Below are 21,674 nucleotides of genomic sequence, written 5' to 3' on the forward strand. Positions count from 1 at the left end.
GCACCCTCCTCTCTAACGTTCTCTACATCTATTAATTCGTATCGTTGCTTCTCATTTCTATCAATTTATACATATTTATTAATAATATCCAAAATAAACCTCATGTAGTAAAATATAACTTAATTCACTTAAAGGAGTTTACATATGTTCAGTATTATTTGGATACTTTTTACGCCACTTCTCTTACTATGCGGGATTGCTGGTGGTATTTTTTTAATGGTAACAGGAATTAAATATCGGAAATTACTTGTTATCTTAATGGGGATTATTTGCTTTTCATTAGTTATAATGCCTTTTATTTTTTTGAACAAAGGGATCAATGGAGAGACCGTTCTCCACATTCCACCTGTCCTATATTGGATACTTTTCTCTCTAGCTGGTTTATTAGCAGGATTGAATGGGGTACGTTCAAAAATTAAGAGTATACGCAACATGGGATTCATTATTTTCTCAATAGGACTGTTTGCAGCTATTTGCTATCAACTCATGTCCATGCCTGATTCATCTTTTATTCGTTAAGGGGTTATTACATATGGAATCTATCAACTTATTTATTTGGCTTATCTTAGCCCCTATTTTGTTATTATGTGAAGGCATCGTTGGCATTTTTTTAATTGCTGCCGGAATGAAATATCGAAAATCATTTATCGTTATAGCTGGTTTAATTAGCATATCGCTTATTGTTGTTCCTATCATTTGTATAGGTTTTGGAATAGATTTAGAGGGGATGGTTCCAATTTCAGGAACTTTATATTGGTGTTTCTTCTCTTTAGCTGGACTATTAGCTATTATAAGTGGAAGACAAACATCCAGCATTCGTGCTATGGGAACAATTTTGTTTATAACAGGGCTGTGCTCCGTAGCTGGTTATCATTTTTTATATCTCACTCTTTAAAAAGACAAAAAAGCAGGGAAATTAATTCCCTGCTTTTCTATTTGGTTTATTGCCTGATGGTAAGAAGAACGATAACACCCAAGCAATACCGGCTAATATAGTTGCAATTAAGAAGGCATCGTTAATACCGTTAATTGCAGATAGCTTTGAAATTTGTCCGAATAATAGTTGTGTACTCATCGCATCTCCTGCTTGAGCTGATCCGGCTAATGCCGCTAAGCTTTGGCCCATACCGTGTACTTTATCAACTAAAATCGGGTTTGACGTTGTTAACATATTGCCGTAATCCGCTACGTGAGCAGTAGTTTGTTGCGTCATAAGCGTGATTAATATCGCTGTTCCAATTGAACCAGCTACTTGTCTTGACGTATTTTGCGTTGCTGTACCGTGAGAAATTAATTTCATCGGCAGTGCATTCATACCAGCTGTCATAATTGGCATCATAATGAATGACATACCAATTGAGCGTATAATATAATCCGTCATAATAACGCTATACGGTGTATCCATCGATAACGTTGTAAATTTATATGTCGCATATGTTGTAATGGCTAATCCGACAATTGCTAACGGACGAATACCATACTTATCAAATAGTTTACCTGCAACTGGTCCCATGATCCCCATAATTAATGATCCTGGAAGTAATAATAAACCAGATTCCATCGGTGTAAAACCGCGAATGTTTTGCAAGTATACTGGAAGTAATAACATACCTCCGAATAAGGCCATCGTTACAATCGCGTTAATTACTAATGTGAAAGTGAACGTCGGATATTTAAACACTTGTAAATCAAGCATTTTATTGTCTGTTGTTAACTCTCTCCAAATAAATACAGCTAAACCAATGACACCGATGATAAGTGTTATAACAACTTCTGCACTAGTCCAGCCATTATTTCCAGCTTCACTAAATCCGTACAGTAAGCTACCTAGTCCAATACTTGAACTAATAACACCGAATACATCTAACTTTGTTTTAGACACTGGCTGAGCTAGTGTAAAGAATTTAAAAGATAAGAACGTAATAATTAAACCGATAACAAACATCCCATAGAACATTAAGTTCCAGCTATAGTTTTCAATTACCCAACCTGTTACAGTTGGTCCGATAGCTGGTGCTAAAATCATCGCTACCCCAAGTAACCCCATAGCTGCTCCGCGTTTATTAGGCGGGAATAATGTCATGAAGATATTCATACCAACTGGCATTAAAATACCTGCACCAACCGCTTGAACAACACGGCCTGTCATCATCATTGTAAAGTTTCCTGATGTAGCACAAATAATAGATCCTACAGTGAAGAATAACATTGCTGCTATGAATAATTTACGATACGTAAATCGTGAAACTAAAAATGCACTGATTGGTACTAAAATTCCGTTTACAAGCATGAAGCCTGTAATTAACCATTGTGCTGTTGAAGTTGATACGTTAAATTCATTCATTAATGGAGGCAGTGCAACATTAATGATCGTTTGGTTTAAAATAGAAACGAACATACCGAGAATTAATACAGCTACAACTGCCTTTACATTCACATTCTCTACCGGCAATTGTCTCTTCAGCATTTCTTTTTCCCGTTTTACTTGCTCTTGCTTCCCTGTTTCTAATTCCACTACGTTAGAAGCTTCTGTTTCTTGTTTTTGTTCAAGTTCTTTCTCTACTGTTTCTGCTTGACTTACTTCTATCTTACTTACGGCTGGGACTTGTTCTTCTCCCACATTCGTTTTTTTCTTTCGTAAAAGACGATTTACAAGGAAGAAGACGATTATACAAAATAGTGCATATCCTACAATTGCAATTGAGGACATCTCATCTCCCCCTTACTTATGAATACGAACTGACACATTCATTCCAGGAACAATATTTACTGATTTACTATGATCTAAAGAAACTTTAACTGGTACAACTTGCTTTACTTTCGTATAGTTCGCTGTTGCGTTACTTGATGGTAACATCGAGAATGTATTCGCTGTTGTTAATCCAACTTGTTCTACTTTTCCCGTTAACGTTGTATCTGGGTATGCGTCTACATACACATCTACTGTTTGGCCTTTTTGAACATCATCAATATTTGTTTCTTCAATATTTGCTGTTACCCATAAATTGCTCATATCAAATGCATAAGCAATTGGGCTACCTGCCCCAACGAACGCATTAGTTGTTGCATTTGACTGTACAACTGTTGCATTTTGCGGAATTGTTACATCTACTGTTTGCTCACCATTTGCTCCTGCTACAGTAACCGCACCTAATTTATCGTTCTCATTGTAATTTTTTCCGACTTCAGCTTTCCAGTCTGTTAATTTACCTGCTACTGGTGATGCAATTGGGATTACTTTCCCGTCAATCTTTGCATTTTCTGTTTTTAAATAGTTTTCCGCTTGATTGTAATAGTAATAACCGCCAATACCGCCGCCAACTAATACAATTAATGTGATAATGTTGATAATTACCATTCTTCGAAACTGATTCATTGCATTCCTCTCCTTATATCGCATATAATTTTTTTCTAAACTATTTACATCCTTAGTGTTTATATTGTTTAATTGTTAATTATATTAACCTTTAAACAAAAAAAGCACACCTTTTACGACGCAAACTATGTTTTGTCTGCATCCTAGCGGTGCTGATTTCTAAAGGACTATCGTTTATAATTATAAATAATTATCCCGAATCTACAACCAACAATTTAAACCTATATGTTGTTTAAACAACATTACACTATACATGTGTTGTTTAAGGTTAAAAAATTAAACGAGGTGAAGTAAAAATGTCTATTAAAAATACAAATGATCCACGTGTAAAACGAACGAGACAACTCATACAGGATGCTTTTGTCGCTTTAGTAGGCGAAAAGGGCTTCGAAAATGTAACTGTGCAACATATCGCGGAACGCGCTCCTGTAAATCGTGCTACATTTTATAGCCATTACCATGATAAATATGATTTATTAGAAAAAAGCATAGAAGAAATGTTAGAAAAACTAGCTGCAGTAATTAAACCACAAAATCGAAATAAAGAAGATTTTCAGCTCACTTTTGATTCACCGCATCCAACTTTTTTAGCTTTGTTTGAGCATATCGCAGATAATACTAATTTCTATAACGTTATGCTCGGCGATAAGGCAGCTGGAAACTATTCTTATAAAATGATGAAAACAATTCAAACACATTTAACATTAAGCCTATCTATTTCCCAGCCAGATGATGAAGACCTTATGGTCCCTCGTGATATTCTTATTAGTTATGTTACAGGCGCTCATATCGGAATGATTATGTCATGGTTAAAAAGAGGCATGATTTATACCCCACATTTCATGGCAATGCAATTAACTCGCTTAATTATTTTAGGAGCTCATACTGCAGCAGGATTAGAAAGACCGTTTTAAAAATGGAAAAAGCGAAGGAGGTTATCCTTCGCTTTTTTCTATTAATTAAATGTAATGTTATGTACAGCCTCTTTATCAAGACGTTTAATAACTTCTACAATTAACTTCACCGCGTTTTCATAATCATCACGATGTAACATTGCTGCATGAGAATGAATGTAGCGTGTCGCAATCGTAATTGCCATAGATGGGATACCATTTACAGAAATGTGAATTGCTCCTGCGTCCGTTCCCCCGCCCGCTACAGAATCATACTGATATGGAATTTGTAATTCATCCGCAACATCAACAACAAAATCACGTAAACCTGTATGACCAATAACAGAAGCATCATATAGAATGATCTGCGGACCATCACCCATTTTACTTTGTGCTTCTTTTGCCGTTACACCTGGTGTATCACCAGCAATACCTACATCTACTGCGAATGCGATATCTGGCTTAATATAGTTTGCAGATGTTTTCGCACCACGAAGACCAACTTCTTCTTGTACAGTCCCAACGCCGTATACAACGTTTGGATGCTTTTCATCTTTTAATTGTTTTAATACGTCAATTGCAATTGCACAACCAATTCGGTTATCCCATGCTTTTGCAAGTAACATCTTTTCATTCTTCATCACTTGGAATTCGAAGTACGGTACAACTTGATCTCCTGGTCGGATGCCCCACTCCATCGCTTCTTCTTGGCTAGAAGCACCAATATCGATGAACATGTCTTTAATTTCAACTGGCTTTTTACGAGCTTCTGGAGGTAAAATGTGCGGTGGTTTTGAACCAATTACACCTGTTACATCTCCTTTACGCGTTACAATCGTTACGCGCTGTGCAAGCATAACCTGCGACCACCAGCCACCCACCGTTTGGAAACGAAGGAAGCCTTTGTCATCAATTTGCGTAATCATAAATCCGACTTCATCTAAATGACCTGCAACCATAATTTTCGGGCCGTTTTCTTCCCCAACTTTTTTCGCAACTAAACTTCCTAAATTGTCAGTAGAAAGTTCATCTGCAAACGGCTCAATATATTTCTTCATTACTTCACGTGGTTCGCGCTCGTTACCCGCAATACCGCGTGCGTCTGTTAATTCTTTTAGCATTGTCAATGTCTCGTCTAATTTTATCATTGCCAACACCCTCCTTTTTCTTCAGTCACTTTATTATACAAAAGGAAATTGAAATATTCAAAAATTAAATTAGTATCCTTGTGTTTGACGCTGATGATTTACTTCATTTTTATCTAAATATGCTTTTTCAATTTCATCTTGTTCAAATTCAAGCGCTTGTCCAAGGCGAAGATAGCTTGTAAATAGTTCAATATAGTTCGTAATAGAAGGTTGATCTGTAAAACGAATTACTTTCGCATATGTGTCTAAGAAAATTTCCACTTGTGTTTTATTCGTTTGCGCACATTTATAGAATAAGAAGTTTTTATCAATTCCTAAATCGATTCCGATTGATAAAATAAAATGTAAACCATCTACGTATTCTTCTAATATTACTTCACGTTCTGAAGCTGGTTTATTGCTCCAATATTTAAAACAACGTGTTTCATTTGCAAGTTCTCCAATTTCTACAAGAAGAGCTAACATTTTTTCTTTTAACAATTTTTTCGGTTGTAAGTCATGTTCTTTCACAATACGGTCATCTAATTCTTTTTGTAATTTAAATAGTTGTAGTAAGTCCATTCTATTGTCCTCCTCCAACATCGCATTTTCCGCAACAATGTTGTTTCATCTCAAAGTTCATTATTATTTTTCGTTTCTTATTAACAAGTCAGCTACCTACATCTTTATAAAGATAGCTTGTCCTTAATTTGCAAATACGTTTCAATCATCACTCATATATTGTTCACTTGATGAAAGCTCCATATCATCTTTCCATTATAGCAGTGTCGTTTCTGCTAGGAAAGATGCACTTCTCACGAATGGGTTCAAATAAAAAAAGTCAGGAGGATTCTCCTGACTTTATATATATATTCTTTTATATCGCTATAGCTTTTATATTGATTTTGTCATATCGATAACGACACATCCGTTAATCTTTCCTACTTTCATGTAAAAGTCTCCTCGTTATCGTTACAAAATTTCTTACAAGCACATCTTAATATACTTGAGCAAGAAATAACGATAATAAGTGGAGGATTTTACAATAAATGCAAATAAAAAAAACCTTAGAAGAAAATCTTCTAAGGTTTTAAACAATTAGTTAATGTTGTTTTTTGCAACTGTTGCTAATTCAGCGAAAGCTTTTTCGTCATGAACAGCTAAGTCAGCAAGCATCTTGCGGTTAACTTCGATGCCAGCATTTTTTAAACCGTGCATTAAGCGGCTGTAAGAAAGACCATTCATACGAGCTGCTGCGTTGATACGTGTAATCCATAATTTACGGAAGTCACGTTTCTTTTGACGACGGTCACGGAATGCATACATTAGAGATTTCATAACCTGTTGGTTAGCAACCTTAAATAATGTACTCTTAGAACCGTAGTAACCTTTTGCTAATTTTATAACTTTTTTACGACGTTGACGAGTAACTGTACCACCTTTTACTCTTGGCATAATATTACCTCCTAGTTTGTTCTATATATCAGCCGAACTTATTTTAAGTTGTCAAGCATTTGACGAATGCGTTTGAAGTCACCAGCGCTAACTACACCAGCTTTACGTAGTTTACGTTTAGCTTTTGTAGATTTGTTAGCGAATAAATGGCTTGTGTAAGCGTGAGAACGCTTCAGTTTACCAGATCCAGTCTTTTTGAAACGCTTTGCAGCGCCGCGATGAGTTTTTTGTTTAGGCATAGGTATTTCCTCCTCTATCTATTACTTATCGTTTTTCGGTGCTAAAACTAAGAACATACTACGTCCTTCCATTTTAGGCTTAGATTCAATTGTACTAACTTCAGCACAAGCTTCTGAGAAGCGATCTAAAACACGTTGACCGATTTCTTTATGAGTAATGGCACGTCCTTTAAAGCGAATTGACGCTTTAACCTTGTCGCCTTTCTCTAAAAACTTGACAGCATTACGAAGTTTTGTGTTAAAGTCATGTTCATCAATTGTTGGACTTAAACGAACTTCTTTCATGCTAATTACTTTTTGATTTTTGCGCTGTTCTTTTTCTTTCTTCTGTTGCTCAAAGCGGAATTTACCGTAGTCCATAATGCGGCATACTGGTGGTTTCGCATTTGGAGCAACCAATACTAAATCAAGATTAAGACCTGCAGCTAAGTCTAAAGCGTCATTACGAGACTTGATTCCAAGTTGATCGCCGTTTGCGCCAACTAAGCGTACTTCACGTGCACGAATTTGCTCGTTAATCATCATATCCTTGCTAATAGTAAGCCACCTCCAAGGTTTTCTTAGAATACGTTTTGCAATTGTAGAACCCGAACAAAAAAAGTGCGGGCACACGGCACCCACACTTGTAATATCTTTAGTAAGAAATACATTTACCTGCTAACTGCGAATGCGTCCATCAGGTGAGAAGCGGGTGCTTCTACTTGTCAAAACCATATTCTATTATCCTTGATGAGTTTATCATAGGACATGACGTCTGTCAAGAAGACACGATGTGTTTTACTAACAACAAGAAATATTGTAACAAACAACCAGCATACTTGCAATACTTTTTTATGATAAGTATTGTTTGGTTATTTTTTCTAAATTTTCTTTTTTATAATACATAAATAAGCCGCGGTATACCGCGGCTCTTTCTTATCGTTTTCCTTCTACCTTAATCATGTCAACAAACGCATCTAATGCGATTGTTTCTGATTTTTGTTCACCATATTTACGTACGTTAACGCCATTTTCAGTAACTTCATTGTCACCTACTACAAGCATGTACGGAATCTTTTGCATTTGTGCTTCACGGATTTTGTAACCAATTTTCTCTTCACGAGTGTCTAATTCAACACGGATACCAGCACGTCGTAATTCATCTTGTACTTTCTTCGCATAGTCTAAATGTACTTGCGGAGAAACTGGAATTACTTGCGCCTGAACTGGAGCTAACCAAGTTGGGAATGCGCCTTTGTATTCTTCAATTAAGAAGGCTACGAAACGTTCCATAGTTGATACAACACCACGGTGAATTACAACTGGACGATGTTGTTTACCGTCTTCACCAACGTAAGTTAATTCAAAGCGTTCTGGAAGTAAGAAGTCTAATTGTACAGTTGAAAGTGTTTCGTCTTTTCCAAGAGCAGTACGAACTTGAACGTCAAGTTTCGGACCATAGAATGCCGCTTCACCTTCAGCTTCATAGTAATCAAGACCCATTTCATCCATAGCTTCTTTTAACATACCTTGTGCTTTTTCCCACATCTCATCATCAGCATAATACTTTTTAGTATCTGCTGGGTCACGATAAGATAGACGGAATGAATAGTTTTCTAAACCAAAATCTTTGTACACTTCTAACGTTAAGTTTACAACACGTTTTAATTCTTCTTTAATTTGATCTGGACGAACGAAAATGTGCGCATCATTTAAAGTCATTCCGCGTACACGTTGTAATCCAGATAATGCTCCAGACATTTCATAGCGGTGCATTGTTCCAAGTTCCGCAATACGGATTGGTAATTCACGGTAGCTGTGAATATCATTTTTATAAACCATCATATGGTGAGGGCAGTTCATTGGACGAAGAACTAACTCTTCATTATCCATTTCCATTGATGGGAACATGCCATCACGGTAATGGTTCCAGTGACCAGAAGTTTCATAAAGCTCTCTACTTCCTAATACTGGAGTGTATACGTGATCATAGCCTAAGCTTGCTTCTTTATCAACGATGTAACGCTCGATAATACGGCGAATTGTTGCACCTTTTGGTAACCAAAGTGGTAACCCTTGTCCTACTTTTTGGCTATTAGTAAATAGTTTTAACTCTTTACCTAATTTACGGTGATCGCGCTCTTTCGCTTCTTCAAGCATACGTAAGTGCTCATCTAATTCTGCTTTCTTAACGAATGCAGTACCGTAAATACGTTGTAACATTTTATTATTGCTGTCGCCGCGCCAGTAAGCACCTGCAACACTTAATAATTTAAATACTTTAATTTTCCCTGTAGATGGAAGATGAACACCACGGCATAGGTCGAAGAATTCGCCTTGCTCATAAATTGAAATAACTGCATCTTCTGGAAGATCGTTAATTAAATCTAATTTTAACTCATCGCCGATTTCTTCAAAGCGACGAAGTGCTTCTGCACGTGGTACTTCATGACGAACGATTTCTAAGTTTTCGTTCACGATTTTTTGCATTTCTTTTTCGATTTTCTTGAAGTCCTCAACTGTAATTGCTTCTTCCATATCAATATCGTAGTAGAAGCCATTTTCGATTACTGGACCAATGCCAAGCTCAAGCTTAACATCTTTATATAAACGTTTTAACGCTTGTGCTAAAAGGTGAGCTGTTGAGTGGCGTAAAATATATAAGCCATCTTCAGAATCTAATGTAATAATAGAAACTGCACCATCTTCTTCGATTGGTGTAACAAGATCGATCATCTCATCGTTTAATTTTCCAGCCACAGCTTTTTTCTTTAAGCCTGGGCTAATAGAAGCTGCGATTTCTTCAGTTGTTACTCCTTTTGGAAACTCCTTCACAGCTCCATCAGGGAAAGTAATTTTAACTACATCTGCCATCACTGGTCACTCCTCTTTTTTTTCAAAATAAAAAACACTCATCCCATAAAAAGGGACGAGTGTTGAATTCGTGGTTCCACCCTTGTTCCAATTAACCTTATTGTTAATTGCTCAAGTTCAACATAACGGTGTTGTCCGTTAGCAATTACTAGAAAAACGTTCACTGCTAAAGTTTAGAGGTGGTAAGTAATAATCCCGTACTAGGAAGCTCGCACCCTAAGGCTTCCCTCTCTGAAAATCGTAGATAACTACTCATGTCCTCATCATGACATTTCAATATATTTCATTTATGTAGGTAATTATATGCTCAAAAACTTAGAAAATCAAGGGCGTTACCTTTATTTTTTAAATTTTTCACATTGCGCTCAAACTCATGCAAACCATGTAATTGGACCCGTTCCTGAAATACATTTCGCAAAGTAACAATCATGTTATGATCTTGTTCTTTCGTATATAAATAAATCTTTTTCGGCGAAATAGAAAGAAGTGGTGCAATTACTTTCGTATCGATATATACATCCTGTTTCTTTAATAATTCTTCATCTATATATTGAACCAATTTCTCCTGTTTTAAACGCCTACCTTTATCATCATAGAAAATAAAACTTTCATCAAAAATAAGATGTACACAGGACAAACGTGATTTCCGGCTACTTACTTGTTGGCGAAGTGTCTCAATGAATATTTGGTATTCCTGCTCCATCTTATACTCATCAATTGCAACTTCAGCAAGCTTAGTTACCATTTCCCTATATGTACGAAGACGAAAACGAACGTATGATGAAAACGAGAATGAGAGCGGATCACAAAGCCAATCATTCAAAGACGACGCAATATAAGATTCAAATTTTTGACGTGTTAAATCACTAGCTACTCCTTTTCTTCTTTCCTTTAAAATCTCATGTGCCATATGCAATATTTGATGACACTCTTCTTGTTCTTCATAAAAAAACTTTTCCTTTAAAATGGTATGAATCCATTCATTTTGTTTCACATTCATAATGAAATATAGTAATACTGGCAATAAAATCTTTTCAATATAATTTGATTCACATAATGGTATATGAATAACAACCTTTTGTTCATTTAAATATACACTTGTTTCCTTATATAAGGATTCTGTTCTTTTCGTTAGTTGTCTGTATACGTACACAGCATCATTTTTTTCTTCGAAGCAAATTTCAATCACTTTTGTCCCCCCTTTTATCCCCGCTCTAAAGGATTGCATCTATACGTTACAAATCCTATAAGAGTCCGATCTATGGAAGTTCACTCTTAGTAGAAACCTATCTCCCATCGTTAGAACATCCACTCGATATGGCTTGCTAATTTTATATATATTAAGGGAGGGAGAAAAAAATGATACAAGCTACTCTGAAAAAATGATTAAAATAAAGTGAAACTTTAATCAGTGGAGGTTTTGTCCATCCTCCACTGATTATTAGCCCGCACCAATCGGGCTTTTACGGGCAGCAGGGCTCCCACCTAACTTCTTTGCTTTACAGCCGAATTTTGAGGTGGGAGTCTTACTGCCCGCCAATAGCGGGATAAAAAAGAGCAAGCTTCTCAGCTCGCTCTTTACTTATTACGACGATTTTTCCCGCCAATTGGGATTGGCTTCGCTAAATATTTAATTCGTTCCATAATACGGGCCGCTTTCATCTCTTCTGCTTCACCGCGCTGTGTATACGTTAAATGATGTTCCAACTGTTTGAAATCAAAGTTAGATGTAAAGAACGTCGGTAAGTTTTCCAACATACGGAATTGCAAGATTGCACCGAGTACATCATCACGTACAAAACTTGACATCGCTTCTGCCCCGATATCATCTAACATTAATACTTGTACACGTTTGACAGCATCAATCTTTCCGCTAATCGAATTATCTTGAATCGAACTTTTGATTTCACGTAAAAATTCAGGGAAGTATACGAGCATCGAACTAATTTTCTTTCGCGCAAGCTCATTTGCAATTGCCCCTAAAAGATACGTTTTCCCTACACCAAATTTACCGTACAAATATAAACCTTGTGCTTTTTTACCTGGTTCGTATGTGTTTAAAAATTCATTCGTTGCACCTATTGCATCAATACGTGCATCTAAATCTGAAGGGTCTAAATTTTCCATAGTTGCCTGCAAAATGTCAACTGGCATATATACACTTTGAACGAGTTTTTCATATTTTTTTCTCTCATCATATGCTACTTTTCTAATACAACGATCGTATTGAATATCAATCATCTTACCTTGAATGACGAGCTTCGGCTCATATCCTTGTAGCATATTTTTACATGACCCTAAATCTGGACAATCCGCACACCCTACACTTTGTCCAATATATTCATATAACTTCACAAGACTTCGTTCAATCATAGAAGTCGTTACTTCACCTTTATGTTCGTCTATAAATTCTTTCACACGAGGGTGCGCCATCACTTCTGCCTTTAAGACTTCATATCTATTTTTAAAGTTTTTATTTTCCATTAATTTCGTAAATGAATTTTGAATATGCTCCATTTTCTCACCTCAAAGAGCGTTCATTTTCTTTTATTAATCACGCTTATATTTTTTCAATACTTCTTCTAATCGTTTCCGTTCATCTTCTAACGTACTTGCATCTTTTTTCGCACTTACGTCATTTTTTGCAGGTTCTTTCTCTTCTTCTTTCGACTCTTCTTTAAGCCAATCTGGCACCATTTCTTTTCGCACTGTTTTCTTCGCTGTACGACCTTTTTTCTTCTTCTCAGCCCACTCTTGATATTGACGATTCTCTTCTTTCGCTAGCGCCATCGCCTCGCCTACTGTACCGACCTTTTTTCGCGCCCAATGTCCAGCAATCTTCTCGACATACGTTTTAGCAAGCTTCATATCTGAGCGTAGCATAACGTAATAAATAAGTACATTCACAACCCCTGGCGTTAACTTTTGATTTATCATTACATCCTCAACGATTTGCAAGTCCGCTTTCGTCGCCTCTGCACCGCCTGAAATCTCTTTCAATAGTTGTTTTGGCGAGATTTCCTCTAACTGTTTCATTAGCATCTCTTCTTGCGTAGATGGCTCTTTCTCTTTCATTGTACGAGCAGCATGAGGTTGCACTCTTTCACTTAATACAGGTAACGCTTGACCATTTTCGAATTGATACCAATCGCGTGCTCCCTTCCGAAGCCTTTCGATATCAATTGTTTGCACTTCTGTCACTGCGCCAAGAACGATATTTTGCATCGATAACACATCCACACCGTACACATAAGCGAGTGTAATAACACATTCTCTCACTTGATCTGTAATCGCCTTTTTAGGAACAAGGGCTGATAGTCCGTCTACAAATAACGAGAAATCAAAGAAATCGTTCCAAACTTTCGGAGCATCCCCATTCTCGTTACTTGGCATAATTGTCGTTTTCGGGATACGCAGTTCTTCTTGCGCATATTCAAACTGACCTGGGTTAAACGAATCAAATATATCGTTGAAGGAGCGCGTAACATTTTCATAAGAAGCAAAATCGAATTCTTCTTCTAAGAAATATTGCTTTACTTGATTGTATTTTGTCCGACTCAAGCGATTATATAAAAAGATACTTAAAACAATATCATCAAAAAACTGCTTCGGAGATAAAGGTGGTTGCAATTCATATATAAACATCCGAATATCTTTTTCTTTCTTAATATATACATTTAAAAGACCAATCGCTTCTAACTTTACTCGTTCCCCATATATTTCAGGAAGTTGCATTTGCATAGTCACCATAAGGGAGTGATGTGTATTCTCTTTTCCAAACACACGATCTTGCTCTAACTCTCCCCATAGTGTCATGTATAAGCTAAAAGCTCTACTACCTATTAACGGCTGATACAACATCGTTAATACTTTCCGGTCGTAATTATGTAACAACCCTTTCGCACTTACTTTATAACGATCAATCGGCAATAGCTCCATCCATGACTGTTTTTCCATTCTTGCTTTTCCTTTCTCTCATCCAATCTAGCCTACATTTCACTCGTTCTATCTTTATTATATAATTTATTAGCGAAAAAGAGCTATTAGCTTCCGCTTCTAGCTCTCTTATCTCGTTTACTTACAGTATATAAAGAGATTCCTTCTACTCTCTCTCTTTTTGCAGTATATCTTTTAATTCTTCAATAAATACATTTAAATCTTTAAATTGACGATACACAGAAGCAAAACGTACGTACGCAACATCATCAATATCACGAAGTTCTTCCATAACAATTTCACCAATCATATCACTTTTCACTTCTGATATACCTAAGTTACGAAGTTCACGCTCCACACTTTGTGTTACTTCCTCTAACTGCCTTAAAGATACAGGTCTTTTTTCACACGCTTTAATTAAACCGCGTAAAATTTTCTCTTTATTAAACTCTTCTCGTGTTCCTTCTTTTTTAACAACGATAAGAGGTGATTCTTCTACTCTTTCAAATGTCGTAAAGCGACTTAAACAACTTTCACACTCTCTTCTTCTTCGAATAGAGCGCCCCTCGTCTACCGGACGCGAATCTAACACTCTTGTTCCATTATGAAAACAGGATGGACAACGCAATTCATTCACTCCTTTACACTATAATCTTTATTCTTTCGCTACTCACCTACATGTGAAAATATATATACAATATTATATAACTCATTCTTCTATAATGACCACTCTAAGTTATTACATATCGTGATCCTATTTTATATAAACTAAAAAAGAGGTGCATTATACACCTCTTTACATTTTAAATCAATTATGTTCTTTTTTAAAGAGCTTTTGTTTCTCTCTGCTTAATTTCGAAGCTACCAGTGCCTCGAGGAAGCTCGATGCTCTCACGCGTTTTCGCGTTTAAACCTTCTGCAATATATTCTGCAGCAACATTTGGATCAATACGATCCCCACAAGTATAAACATCAATACTTGCGTAACCGTGCTCCGGAAAGCTATGAATTGTTAAATGTGATTCCGAGATAATTACTACTCCACTTACACCTTGCGGTGCAAATTTATGAAAAGCAACCTCACGTACTTCAGCACCAGCTCTTAGTGCTGCATCCACAAATAATTGTTCAATATACGGCATGTCATTAAGCTTGTCGAAATCGCAATCCCAAAGTTCAGCAATCACGTGACGACCCATCGTATCCATAGTATCCATTCTACAGTTCCCCCTTGTAAATTTATTCTAACTGTTCGAATTGAAAACTAATTTGCAATTTGGCTTGCTCCACTACCACGGGGGAAAGTTAGTCCAGAGAGGTCCTAACCCTTTAAGTAGTGACTACGTACCTCAGCTCTTAAGTTTACGAGTGTTAGTATACTTTGTTTATTTTCATTTTGCAACAACAGTTTTTTCGATTTTCTGTCATATTTTCCTCTTTACTTTTCCCTAAAAAAGATTAATGATTCACGAATACAGTAATCCCAACGTTTCGTGGTATGTCCACTATTTAAAAATATACTTATATAATTTTTTTCCTTTTCAGAAAAAAATAAAAAAGAGGGCAAATTTTCACTTGCCCTCTCTCGTTCACTTAAATATGTTGCACATTTTTTTGTTTCGCTAATTCATCAACAACTAACGTTACAAGATCTACAACACGACGAGAGTAGCCCCACTCGTTATCATACCAAGCAAGTACTTTCACTTTACGATCACCCATTACCATTGTAGACAAACCATCAATAATAGCTGAGTGTGTATTTGTATTAAAATCGATAGACACTAAAGGCTCTTCGCTGAATTCTACAATTCCTTTTAATGCACCGTTTGCAACAGTTTTGAACGCTTCATTAATATCTTCAACTGTTACATCACGTTTTACGTCTACTACTAGGTCAACAAGAGACACGTTTGGTGTTGGTACACGAAGTGCCATACCATGAAGTTTTCCGTTTAAGTGTGGAAGAACTTTTGCTAGCGCTTTTGCAGCACCCGTCGTTGTTGGAATGATAGACTGTCCGCAAGCACGCGCTCTTCTTAAATCTTTATGTGGGTTATCAATATTTTTTTGGTCATTTGTATAAGCATGAACAGTTGTCATTAAACCGTTTTCAATTCCGAACTGCTCATCTAACACCTTTACAACAGGCGCTAAACAGTTTGTTGTACAAGATGCATTTGAAATAACAGTATGCTTTGTAATATCTAATTGGTCTTCGTTCACACCAACTACGATTGTTACATCTTCATTTTTACCAGGTGCTGTTAAAATAACTTTTTTCGCTCCAGCTTCAACATGAAGAATTGCTTTTTCTTTCGAGTTAAATTTACCAGTTGCTTCAATTACAACTTCAACACCTAGATCTTTCCAAGGCAACTCCTTTGGATCGCGGTTGTTTAAAAGGCGAATCATTTTCCCATCAACTAGTAAGTGATCTTCAAATGCTTCCACTGTTCCGTCAAACTTTCCATGAACTGTATCATATTTAATTAAATGCGCTAACGTTTCTGATGGATAGCTTGCATTTATTGCTACAATTTTGAATGCGCTTTCTTTTATTGCTTGACGAAATACCATTCTCCCGATACGTCCAAATCCATTAATTGCCACACGAGTCATAATATGTTATCCCCCTTGAATGCGTTATACTATTTATCTCCAATCCCAATAATAGTATAACACAAAAAGGAGATATGTCACTAAGCATTTTCATTAATTTCACAATTTTTTAATCAATAATGTTCCATTCTTTCAAAATAGAAGCTAATTGTGTTTTCGTTCCAGTAATTGTGCCATCATTATAAATTACCTCATCTGCCTTCTTTACTTTTTCTTCTAATGGCATTTGAGATTGAATACGAGCCGTTGCTTCTTCTTCTGAAAAGTTATTTCGTTTCATTAAACGTTCCAATTGCGTATTCGGTGTGACTGCTACAACTAAAACACGATCAACGAGATTTGTTAATTTACTTTCAAACAAAAGAGGGATATCTAACACAACCGCTTGCATACTTTCTTTTATGTACATCTCCTTTTGTGCATTCATTTCTTCACGCACTGCAGGATGAACAATTTCGTTTAACTGCAATCGTTTTTCTTCATTATAAAAAACGACACTCCCAAGCTTTGGTCGATCAAGCTCTCCATCTTTTTGTAACACTTCCGTTCCGAACACCTCTACAATTTTGTTATATGCCGGTTTTCCTCGTTCTACAACTTCTCGCGCAATAATATCTGCATCAATAACCGGTATACTCATTTCACGAAACATTTCTGATACCGTACTTTTTCCGCTTGCAATGCCTCCTGTTAATCCAATTACTACTGTCATAATAATCCTCCTCACAATATTAAAGGCGCGAAACTAATGTTCCACGCCCATACTTACATTTTCCAAATTCCAATAATAATGAGTAATACCCCAGGCAGAAATGTAAATTTTTGTAACCATTTCATATTTGATAAAATCGTACCGAGCTTCATTCCAATAAATAAAAATAAAGAACTCATAACCGCGACTAATGCCGCCATCATCGCGGGTGCATAACCTAATAAAGATGCACCAATTCCAGCACCAAACGAATCTATAGAAAGAGCAATACCAAGAAGTAACGCTTCTCCTGCAGAGATAGTTCCTGATTTATCAAAATCCGCAACAGTCGGCTTCCGCAAAATTTGAATCACTAACCCTAGCGAAGCAATTTCTAGTTTCCAAACCTTCTCCTCTTGCTTCGGTTCTTCTTTTTTATCACTTCGAAAAAATTGATATAATACCCAAATACCTATTCCAATAAGAACAAATCCGCCGATACGCGTTGCGATAACAGGTGAAAATATTTTCGCGATCATATGTCCAATTCCCATGGAAACGAGCATTACAGCTGCTGAACAGATCCCGATAATTATAATTGATCTTAGTGGAATTCTTACGCTCCTTAACCCGTATGTTAGCCCTACACTACAGCTATCTAAGCTTAATGTAAAAGCTAATAAAATAAGAGATAAATAAAGGTACATCGGTAAGCTCCTCCCTTATACATAGCTCTGCTCTATGTATATGACAAATGCCTATCCGATGTTATCCCTTTTCTATATTCTAGGTTGGCAAATTGGGCAGTAATGTGTTCCCCTTCCGCCAACAACTGTTTTTTCTAATAGCGTACCGCAAGTCACACACGGTTCTCCTTTTTTCCCATATACATTTAGAAGTTCCTGGAACGAACCAATTTGTCCTTGTGAATTAATATACGTTCTAATTGTACTTCCGCCTCGCTTAACAGCTTCGCCCAGCGTTGTAACAATCGCCTCGTAAATTCTTTCTATTTCTTCTTCTGTTAAAGATGCGGCTTCTCGTTCTGGATGAATTTGCGAACGGAATAATACTTCATCTACATATATATTTCCAAGCCCTACTAAAAGACGCTGATCTAATAATACGACTTTTATTTTGCGATTTGTCTTTTGCAATCTTTCTTGTAAGTACTGCGGTGTCAATTCAGCATCAAATGGCTCTGGTCCTAAATCTGCAAGAGGCATTTGATTCAACTCTTCACCTTTCTTAAAGAGATGCATCGTACCAAACTTTCTCACATCTTTATAATGTAATTCAGTTCCATCTGTAAATAAGAAACGGACGTGCGTATGTTTATCAATCGGCTCATCCTCTTGATGAAGTAAAAACTTACCTTCCATGCGCAAATGTGAAACAATTACATAGTTCGTTACATACAAAAGCAAAAACTTACCTCTTCGCTTTATATTTTCAATTGTCTCGCCTCTTAGCATTTCTTTAAAAATTTCTGCATCATCCGGTCGTTTTACTATTTTGGGATAAGTAATAACGACATCTTCAATCGTTTTTCCTGTTACAAGATTTTCAAGCGTCCGTCTAACGTTTTCAACCTCTGGTAATTCCGGCATTTCATCACGTCCTTATTTCGCATCGTACCAAGTTGGACCGTAAGAATAATCAACTTTCAATGGAACGGCTAGTTCAATTGCATGCTCCATTACTTCAGGTACAAGCTTCTCTAATTTTTCAATTTCTTCTTTTGGTGCTTCAAATATCAATTCATCGTGTACTTGCAGAAGAAGACGCGCTTGTAATCCTTCTTCTTCTAGACGATCTGCCATAATAATCATCGCTTTTTTAATAATATCAGCCGCACTACCTTGAATTGGTGTATTCATAGCTGTACGCTCAGCAAAGCTACGTAAATTGAAATTACGACTCGTAATTTCCGGAATATAACGGCGACGATTTAATAATGTAACCACATATCCTTTTTGTTTCGCATCTTTTACGATTTCATCCATGTATTCTTGTACACCAGGGAAACTTTCTAAATACTTTTCAATAAATTCCGCTGCTGCTTTTCTTGTAATTCCTAAGTTTTGCGAAAGACCATAATCACTAATACCATACACAATTCCGAAGTTAACAGCTTTTGCTTGTCGTCTCATGTTAGATGTTACTTCATCTTTCCCAACACCAAATACATCCATAGCTGTTTTCGTATGAATATCCATGTCATGTTGGAACGCTTCAACTAACCCTGGATCTTTTGCAATGTGAGCAAGCACACGAAGTTCGATTTGTGAATAATCAGCCGCGTACATGATCCATCCTTCTTCTGATGGAACGAATGCCTGACGAATCTTTCTTCCTTCTTCTAAGCGAATCGGGATATTTTGTAAGTTCGGATCTGTTGAACTTAATCGACCTGTTTGCGTTAACACTTGATTAAAACGAGTATGGATTTTAGATGAATCTTCATGTACAACTTTCAATAAACCTTCAATGTAAGTTGAATTTAGCTTTCCTAATTGACGGTAATGTAAAATATTTGGAATAATTTCATGACGATCCATAAGTTTATCTAATACATCCGCCGACGTAGAATAACCTGTTTTCGTCTTTTTAATAACTGGTAAGTTTAAATTCTCAAACAGAATAACCCCAAGTTGCTTCGGTGAATTAATATTAAATTCTGTTCCCGCAAGCTTATAAATTTCCTGTTCCATTTCCTTTAATCTACCTGCAAGTTCTTCTCCCATATTACGAAGACGATCCGTATCAACTTTTACACCTTTCACTTCCATATCAGCTAATACACGTGCAAGTGGTAATTCTAATTCCGTAAATAATTCATATTGCTCGTTCTTTTTTAATTCTTCTAAGAACGTTTGCTTTACATCATATAATACATGCACTTTACGAGCTACATGCTCCGCTACTACCTCTAGCCCCGGAACAGCACGCTTCGCACCTTTCCCGTAAACTTCTTCGTCAGATTTTACGGCATGCGTTTCTTTCATTTTCGCTACAGTACGGAAATCTTTATCTGTATCGGCTGGATCAAGTAAATAAGCGGCAATTAATAAATCAAAGTCAATCCCTTGAATATCTACACCTTTCCACTTGAGAGCAACGATAGCACGCTTCGCATCAAATGTATGTTTTCTCATTTCTCCATTTGCAAGCCACTCTTTAAAAGCATCCGATTTAAGAGCAACATCGGCTGGAATGAAGTAACAACCATTTTCATTTTGAATACCAAAACCTTGAATATCGGCTTTATGATAATTATCTTCTTGCACTTCAACAATAAGCGCACTATCTTGCTGAAGCATTTCTTCTGCAACTTCTTCTACAATATCAAATGTAATATCATCTAATTCAGCTGGAGCCGTTTCCTCCGGCGTAACACCTAACTTATTTAAAAGGGATGTAAATCCTAAATTCTCGAACATTGGAATCAAATCGTTTGGTTCATACCCTTTATATTCCATATCATCTACATGCACAGTAATCGGTGCGTCTGTAATAATAGTCGCAAGTTCTTTACTCATAAGAGCTTGTTCTTTATTCGCTTCTAACTTTTCTTTTAATTTCTTTCCACTCACTTGATCTAAGTTTTCATATACTGCTTCTACCGTTTCAAATTGCGTTAATAATTTAATGGCTGTCTTCTCACCAACACCTGGTACACCTGGAATGTTATCCGATTGGTCTCCCATTAAACCTTTCATATCGATAATTTGCTTTGGTGATAAGCTATATTTCTCAAATAAAGCTTCTTTCGTATATTCATCTACTTCCGTAATCCCTTTGCGAGGAATACATACGAGTGTATTATCTGAAACAAGTTGCAGTAAATCTTTATCTCCTGAAATAACTTTAACATGAAACCCTTGCTCACTCGCTTCTTTCGCTAACGTTCCCATAATGTCATCCGCTTCATAATTTTCCAGCTCATAACGCGGTACATTGAATGCATCAAGCACCTCACGAATAAACGGGAATTGCTCTGATAACTCAGGTGGAGTCTTTTGACGCCCTCCCTTGTAATCACTATACGTTTTATGACGGAATGTTGTTTTCCCCGCATCAAACGCCACAAGCATATGCGTCGGTTTTTCTTCCTCTAGTATCCTCATTAACATCATTGTAAAACCATAAATTGCGTTCGTATGTATACCTTTGTCGTTATTTAAAAGCGGTAGTGCAAAGAAAGCACGATACGCGATATTATTACCATCTACTAATACGACTTTTTTTTCCAAACTACAAACCTCCCCATACATATTTGAAACGGTTTTTTCCACAGAAAAAAAACCGTTCCTGTCCTCTCTCTATATTAACATGACTAATAGAGAGAAGAAAAATAACGGTTTTTTTCTATCATATATAAACAAACTTACATTGGCATAAAGGGAAGTGACGAGAATAGCATAACTACTCTCGTCCAAAATTACTCCTTGGATGAAGGGGTTTTCATATATTATATTA

At 36.5% G+C, this 21,674-nt stretch carries 21 protein-coding genes and 2 other annotated features; of the genes, 3 read left to right on the forward strand and 18 right to left on the reverse strand.

Going from position 1 to position 21,674, the window contains the following annotated elements:
* Positions 1-144: 144 nt before the first annotated feature.
* Complete coding sequence (locus tag CQ058_RS13630) at positions 145-519, forward strand: hypothetical protein (protein ID WP_002190839.1); 375 nt, start codon at positions 145-147, stop codon at positions 517-519.
* Between the two features lie 13 nt (positions 520-532).
* Positions 533-895: a hypothetical protein gene (locus CQ058_RS13635; RefSeq protein ID WP_002190840.1), complete on the forward strand. Its 363-nt coding sequence runs from the start codon at positions 533-535 to the stop codon at positions 893-895.
* Positions 896-916: 21 nt separating this feature from the next.
* Here the strand turns inward: CQ058_RS13635 and CQ058_RS13640 are convergent, their stop codons facing one another.
* Together CQ058_RS13640 and CQ058_RS13645 are read right to left on the reverse strand one after the other, a co-directional pair.
* On the reverse strand, positions 917-2,710 hold the full coding sequence (locus CQ058_RS13640) for a DHA2 family efflux MFS transporter permease subunit (protein ID WP_002034231.1): 1,794 nt from the start codon (positions 2,708-2,710) through the stop codon (positions 917-919).
* A 12-nt stretch (positions 2,711-2,722) separates the two neighbouring features.
* The gene (locus CQ058_RS13645; RefSeq protein ID WP_002190842.1) at positions 2,723-3,376 is read right to left on the reverse strand and encodes an HlyD family secretion protein; all 654 of its coding nucleotides are present in this window, start codon (positions 3,374-3,376) and stop codon (positions 2,723-2,725) included.
* 296 nt (positions 3,377-3,672) lie between these two features.
* Here CQ058_RS13645 and CQ058_RS13650 point away from each other — a divergent pair, with 296 nt between their 5' ends.
* Positions 3,673-4,290 (forward strand): TetR/AcrR family transcriptional regulator, encoded by a 618-nt coding sequence (locus CQ058_RS13650; protein WP_002015467.1) that lies wholly within the window; start codon positions 3,673-3,675, stop codon positions 4,288-4,290.
* A 41-nt stretch (positions 4,291-4,331) separates the two neighbouring features.
* Here the strand turns inward: CQ058_RS13650 and CQ058_RS13655 are convergent, their stop codons facing one another.
* The 16 genes from CQ058_RS13655 to polA form a co-directional block, all read right to left on the reverse strand.
* Positions 4,332-5,417, reverse strand: coding sequence for a M42 family metallopeptidase (locus CQ058_RS13655; protein ID WP_002088917.1), 1,086 nt, complete (start codon positions 5,415-5,417; stop codon positions 4,332-4,334).
* 69 nt (positions 5,418-5,486) lie between these two features.
* Entirely contained in the window at positions 5,487-5,978 is a 492-nt protein-coding gene (locus CQ058_RS13660) for a dUTP diphosphatase (RefSeq protein ID WP_002015469.1), read from the reverse strand.
* A gap of 516 nt (positions 5,979-6,494) precedes the next feature.
* A complete protein-coding gene (gene rplT, locus CQ058_RS13665; RefSeq protein WP_001138364.1) occupies positions 6,495-6,851 on the reverse strand; it encodes a 50S ribosomal protein L20 in 357 nt (118 codons plus the stop codon).
* 38 nt (positions 6,852-6,889) lie between these two features.
* The gene (rpmI, locus tag CQ058_RS13670) at positions 6,890-7,090 is read right to left on the reverse strand and encodes a 50S ribosomal protein L35 (protein ID WP_001125945.1); all 201 of its coding nucleotides are present in this window, start codon (positions 7,088-7,090) and stop codon (positions 6,890-6,892) included.
* A gap of 21 nt (positions 7,091-7,111) precedes the next feature.
* Positions 7,112-7,615, reverse strand: a complete 504-nt coding sequence (gene infC, locus CQ058_RS13675) for a translation initiation factor IF-3 (protein ID WP_002015470.1) — start codon at positions 7,613-7,615, stop codon at positions 7,112-7,114.
* Between the two features lie 63 nt (positions 7,616-7,678).
* Positions 7,679-7,799: a sequence feature (ribosomal protein L20 leader region), on the reverse strand.
* A gap of 206 nt (positions 7,800-8,005) precedes the next feature.
* A complete protein-coding gene (thrS, locus tag CQ058_RS13680; RefSeq protein WP_002190845.1) occupies positions 8,006-9,943 on the reverse strand; it encodes a threonine--tRNA ligase in 1,938 nt (645 codons plus the stop codon).
* 48 nt (positions 9,944-9,991) lie between these two features.
* Positions 9,992-10,219, reverse strand: a binding site (T-box leader).
* A gap of 31 nt (positions 10,220-10,250) precedes the next feature.
* The gene (ytxC, locus tag CQ058_RS13685) at positions 10,251-11,132 is read right to left on the reverse strand and encodes a putative sporulation protein YtxC (RefSeq protein WP_002190846.1); all 882 of its coding nucleotides are present in this window, start codon (positions 11,130-11,132) and stop codon (positions 10,251-10,253) included.
* Positions 11,133-11,521: 389 nt separating this feature from the next.
* Positions 11,522-12,460 carry a primosomal protein DnaI gene (gene dnaI, locus CQ058_RS13690; RefSeq protein ID WP_002015473.1) on the reverse strand — a complete coding sequence of 313 codons (939 nt, stop codon included), beginning with the start codon at positions 12,458-12,460 and terminating at the stop codon, positions 11,522-11,524.
* A gap of 33 nt (positions 12,461-12,493) precedes the next feature.
* Complete coding sequence (locus tag CQ058_RS13695) at positions 12,494-13,900, reverse strand: replication initiation and membrane attachment family protein (protein ID WP_002190848.1); 1,407 nt, start codon at positions 13,898-13,900, stop codon at positions 12,494-12,496.
* 145 nt (positions 13,901-14,045) lie between these two features.
* Positions 14,046-14,507, reverse strand: a complete 462-nt coding sequence (nrdR, locus tag CQ058_RS13700; RefSeq protein ID WP_001203686.1) for a transcriptional regulator NrdR — start codon at positions 14,505-14,507, stop codon at positions 14,046-14,048.
* A gap of 196 nt (positions 14,508-14,703) precedes the next feature.
* Positions 14,704-15,087 carry an adenosylmethionine decarboxylase gene (gene speD, locus CQ058_RS13705; RefSeq protein WP_002003660.1) on the reverse strand — a complete coding sequence of 128 codons (384 nt, stop codon included), beginning with the start codon at positions 15,085-15,087 and terminating at the stop codon, positions 14,704-14,706.
* A 385-nt stretch (positions 15,088-15,472) separates the two neighbouring features.
* Positions 15,473-16,501, reverse strand: coding sequence for a glyceraldehyde-3-phosphate dehydrogenase (locus tag CQ058_RS13715; RefSeq protein WP_002129350.1), 1,029 nt, complete (start codon positions 16,499-16,501; stop codon positions 15,473-15,475).
* Positions 16,502-16,610: 109 nt separating this feature from the next.
* Positions 16,611-17,213 (reverse strand): dephospho-CoA kinase, encoded by a 603-nt coding sequence (coaE, locus tag CQ058_RS13720; protein WP_002129351.1) that lies wholly within the window; start codon positions 17,211-17,213, stop codon positions 16,611-16,613.
* Positions 17,214-17,266: 53 nt separating this feature from the next.
* Positions 17,267-17,899, reverse strand: coding sequence for a sporulation membrane protein YtaF (gene ytaF, locus CQ058_RS13725; protein ID WP_002190849.1), 633 nt, complete (start codon positions 17,897-17,899; stop codon positions 17,267-17,269).
* A gap of 72 nt (positions 17,900-17,971) precedes the next feature.
* The gene (gene mutM, locus CQ058_RS13730) at positions 17,972-18,802 is read right to left on the reverse strand and encodes a DNA-formamidopyrimidine glycosylase (RefSeq protein ID WP_002015480.1); all 831 of its coding nucleotides are present in this window, start codon (positions 18,800-18,802) and stop codon (positions 17,972-17,974) included.
* Positions 18,803-18,814: 12 nt separating this feature from the next.
* Positions 18,815-21,448, reverse strand: coding sequence for a DNA polymerase I (gene polA, locus CQ058_RS13735; protein WP_002190850.1), 2,634 nt, complete (start codon positions 21,446-21,448; stop codon positions 18,815-18,817).
* Positions 21,449-21,674: the final 226 nt, after the last annotated feature.

Origin of the sequence: Bacillus sp. MYb56 (assembly GCF_002976445.1) — a bacterium.
Lineage (GTDB): Bacteria > Bacillota > Bacilli > Bacillales > Bacillaceae_G > Bacillus_A > Bacillus_A mycoides.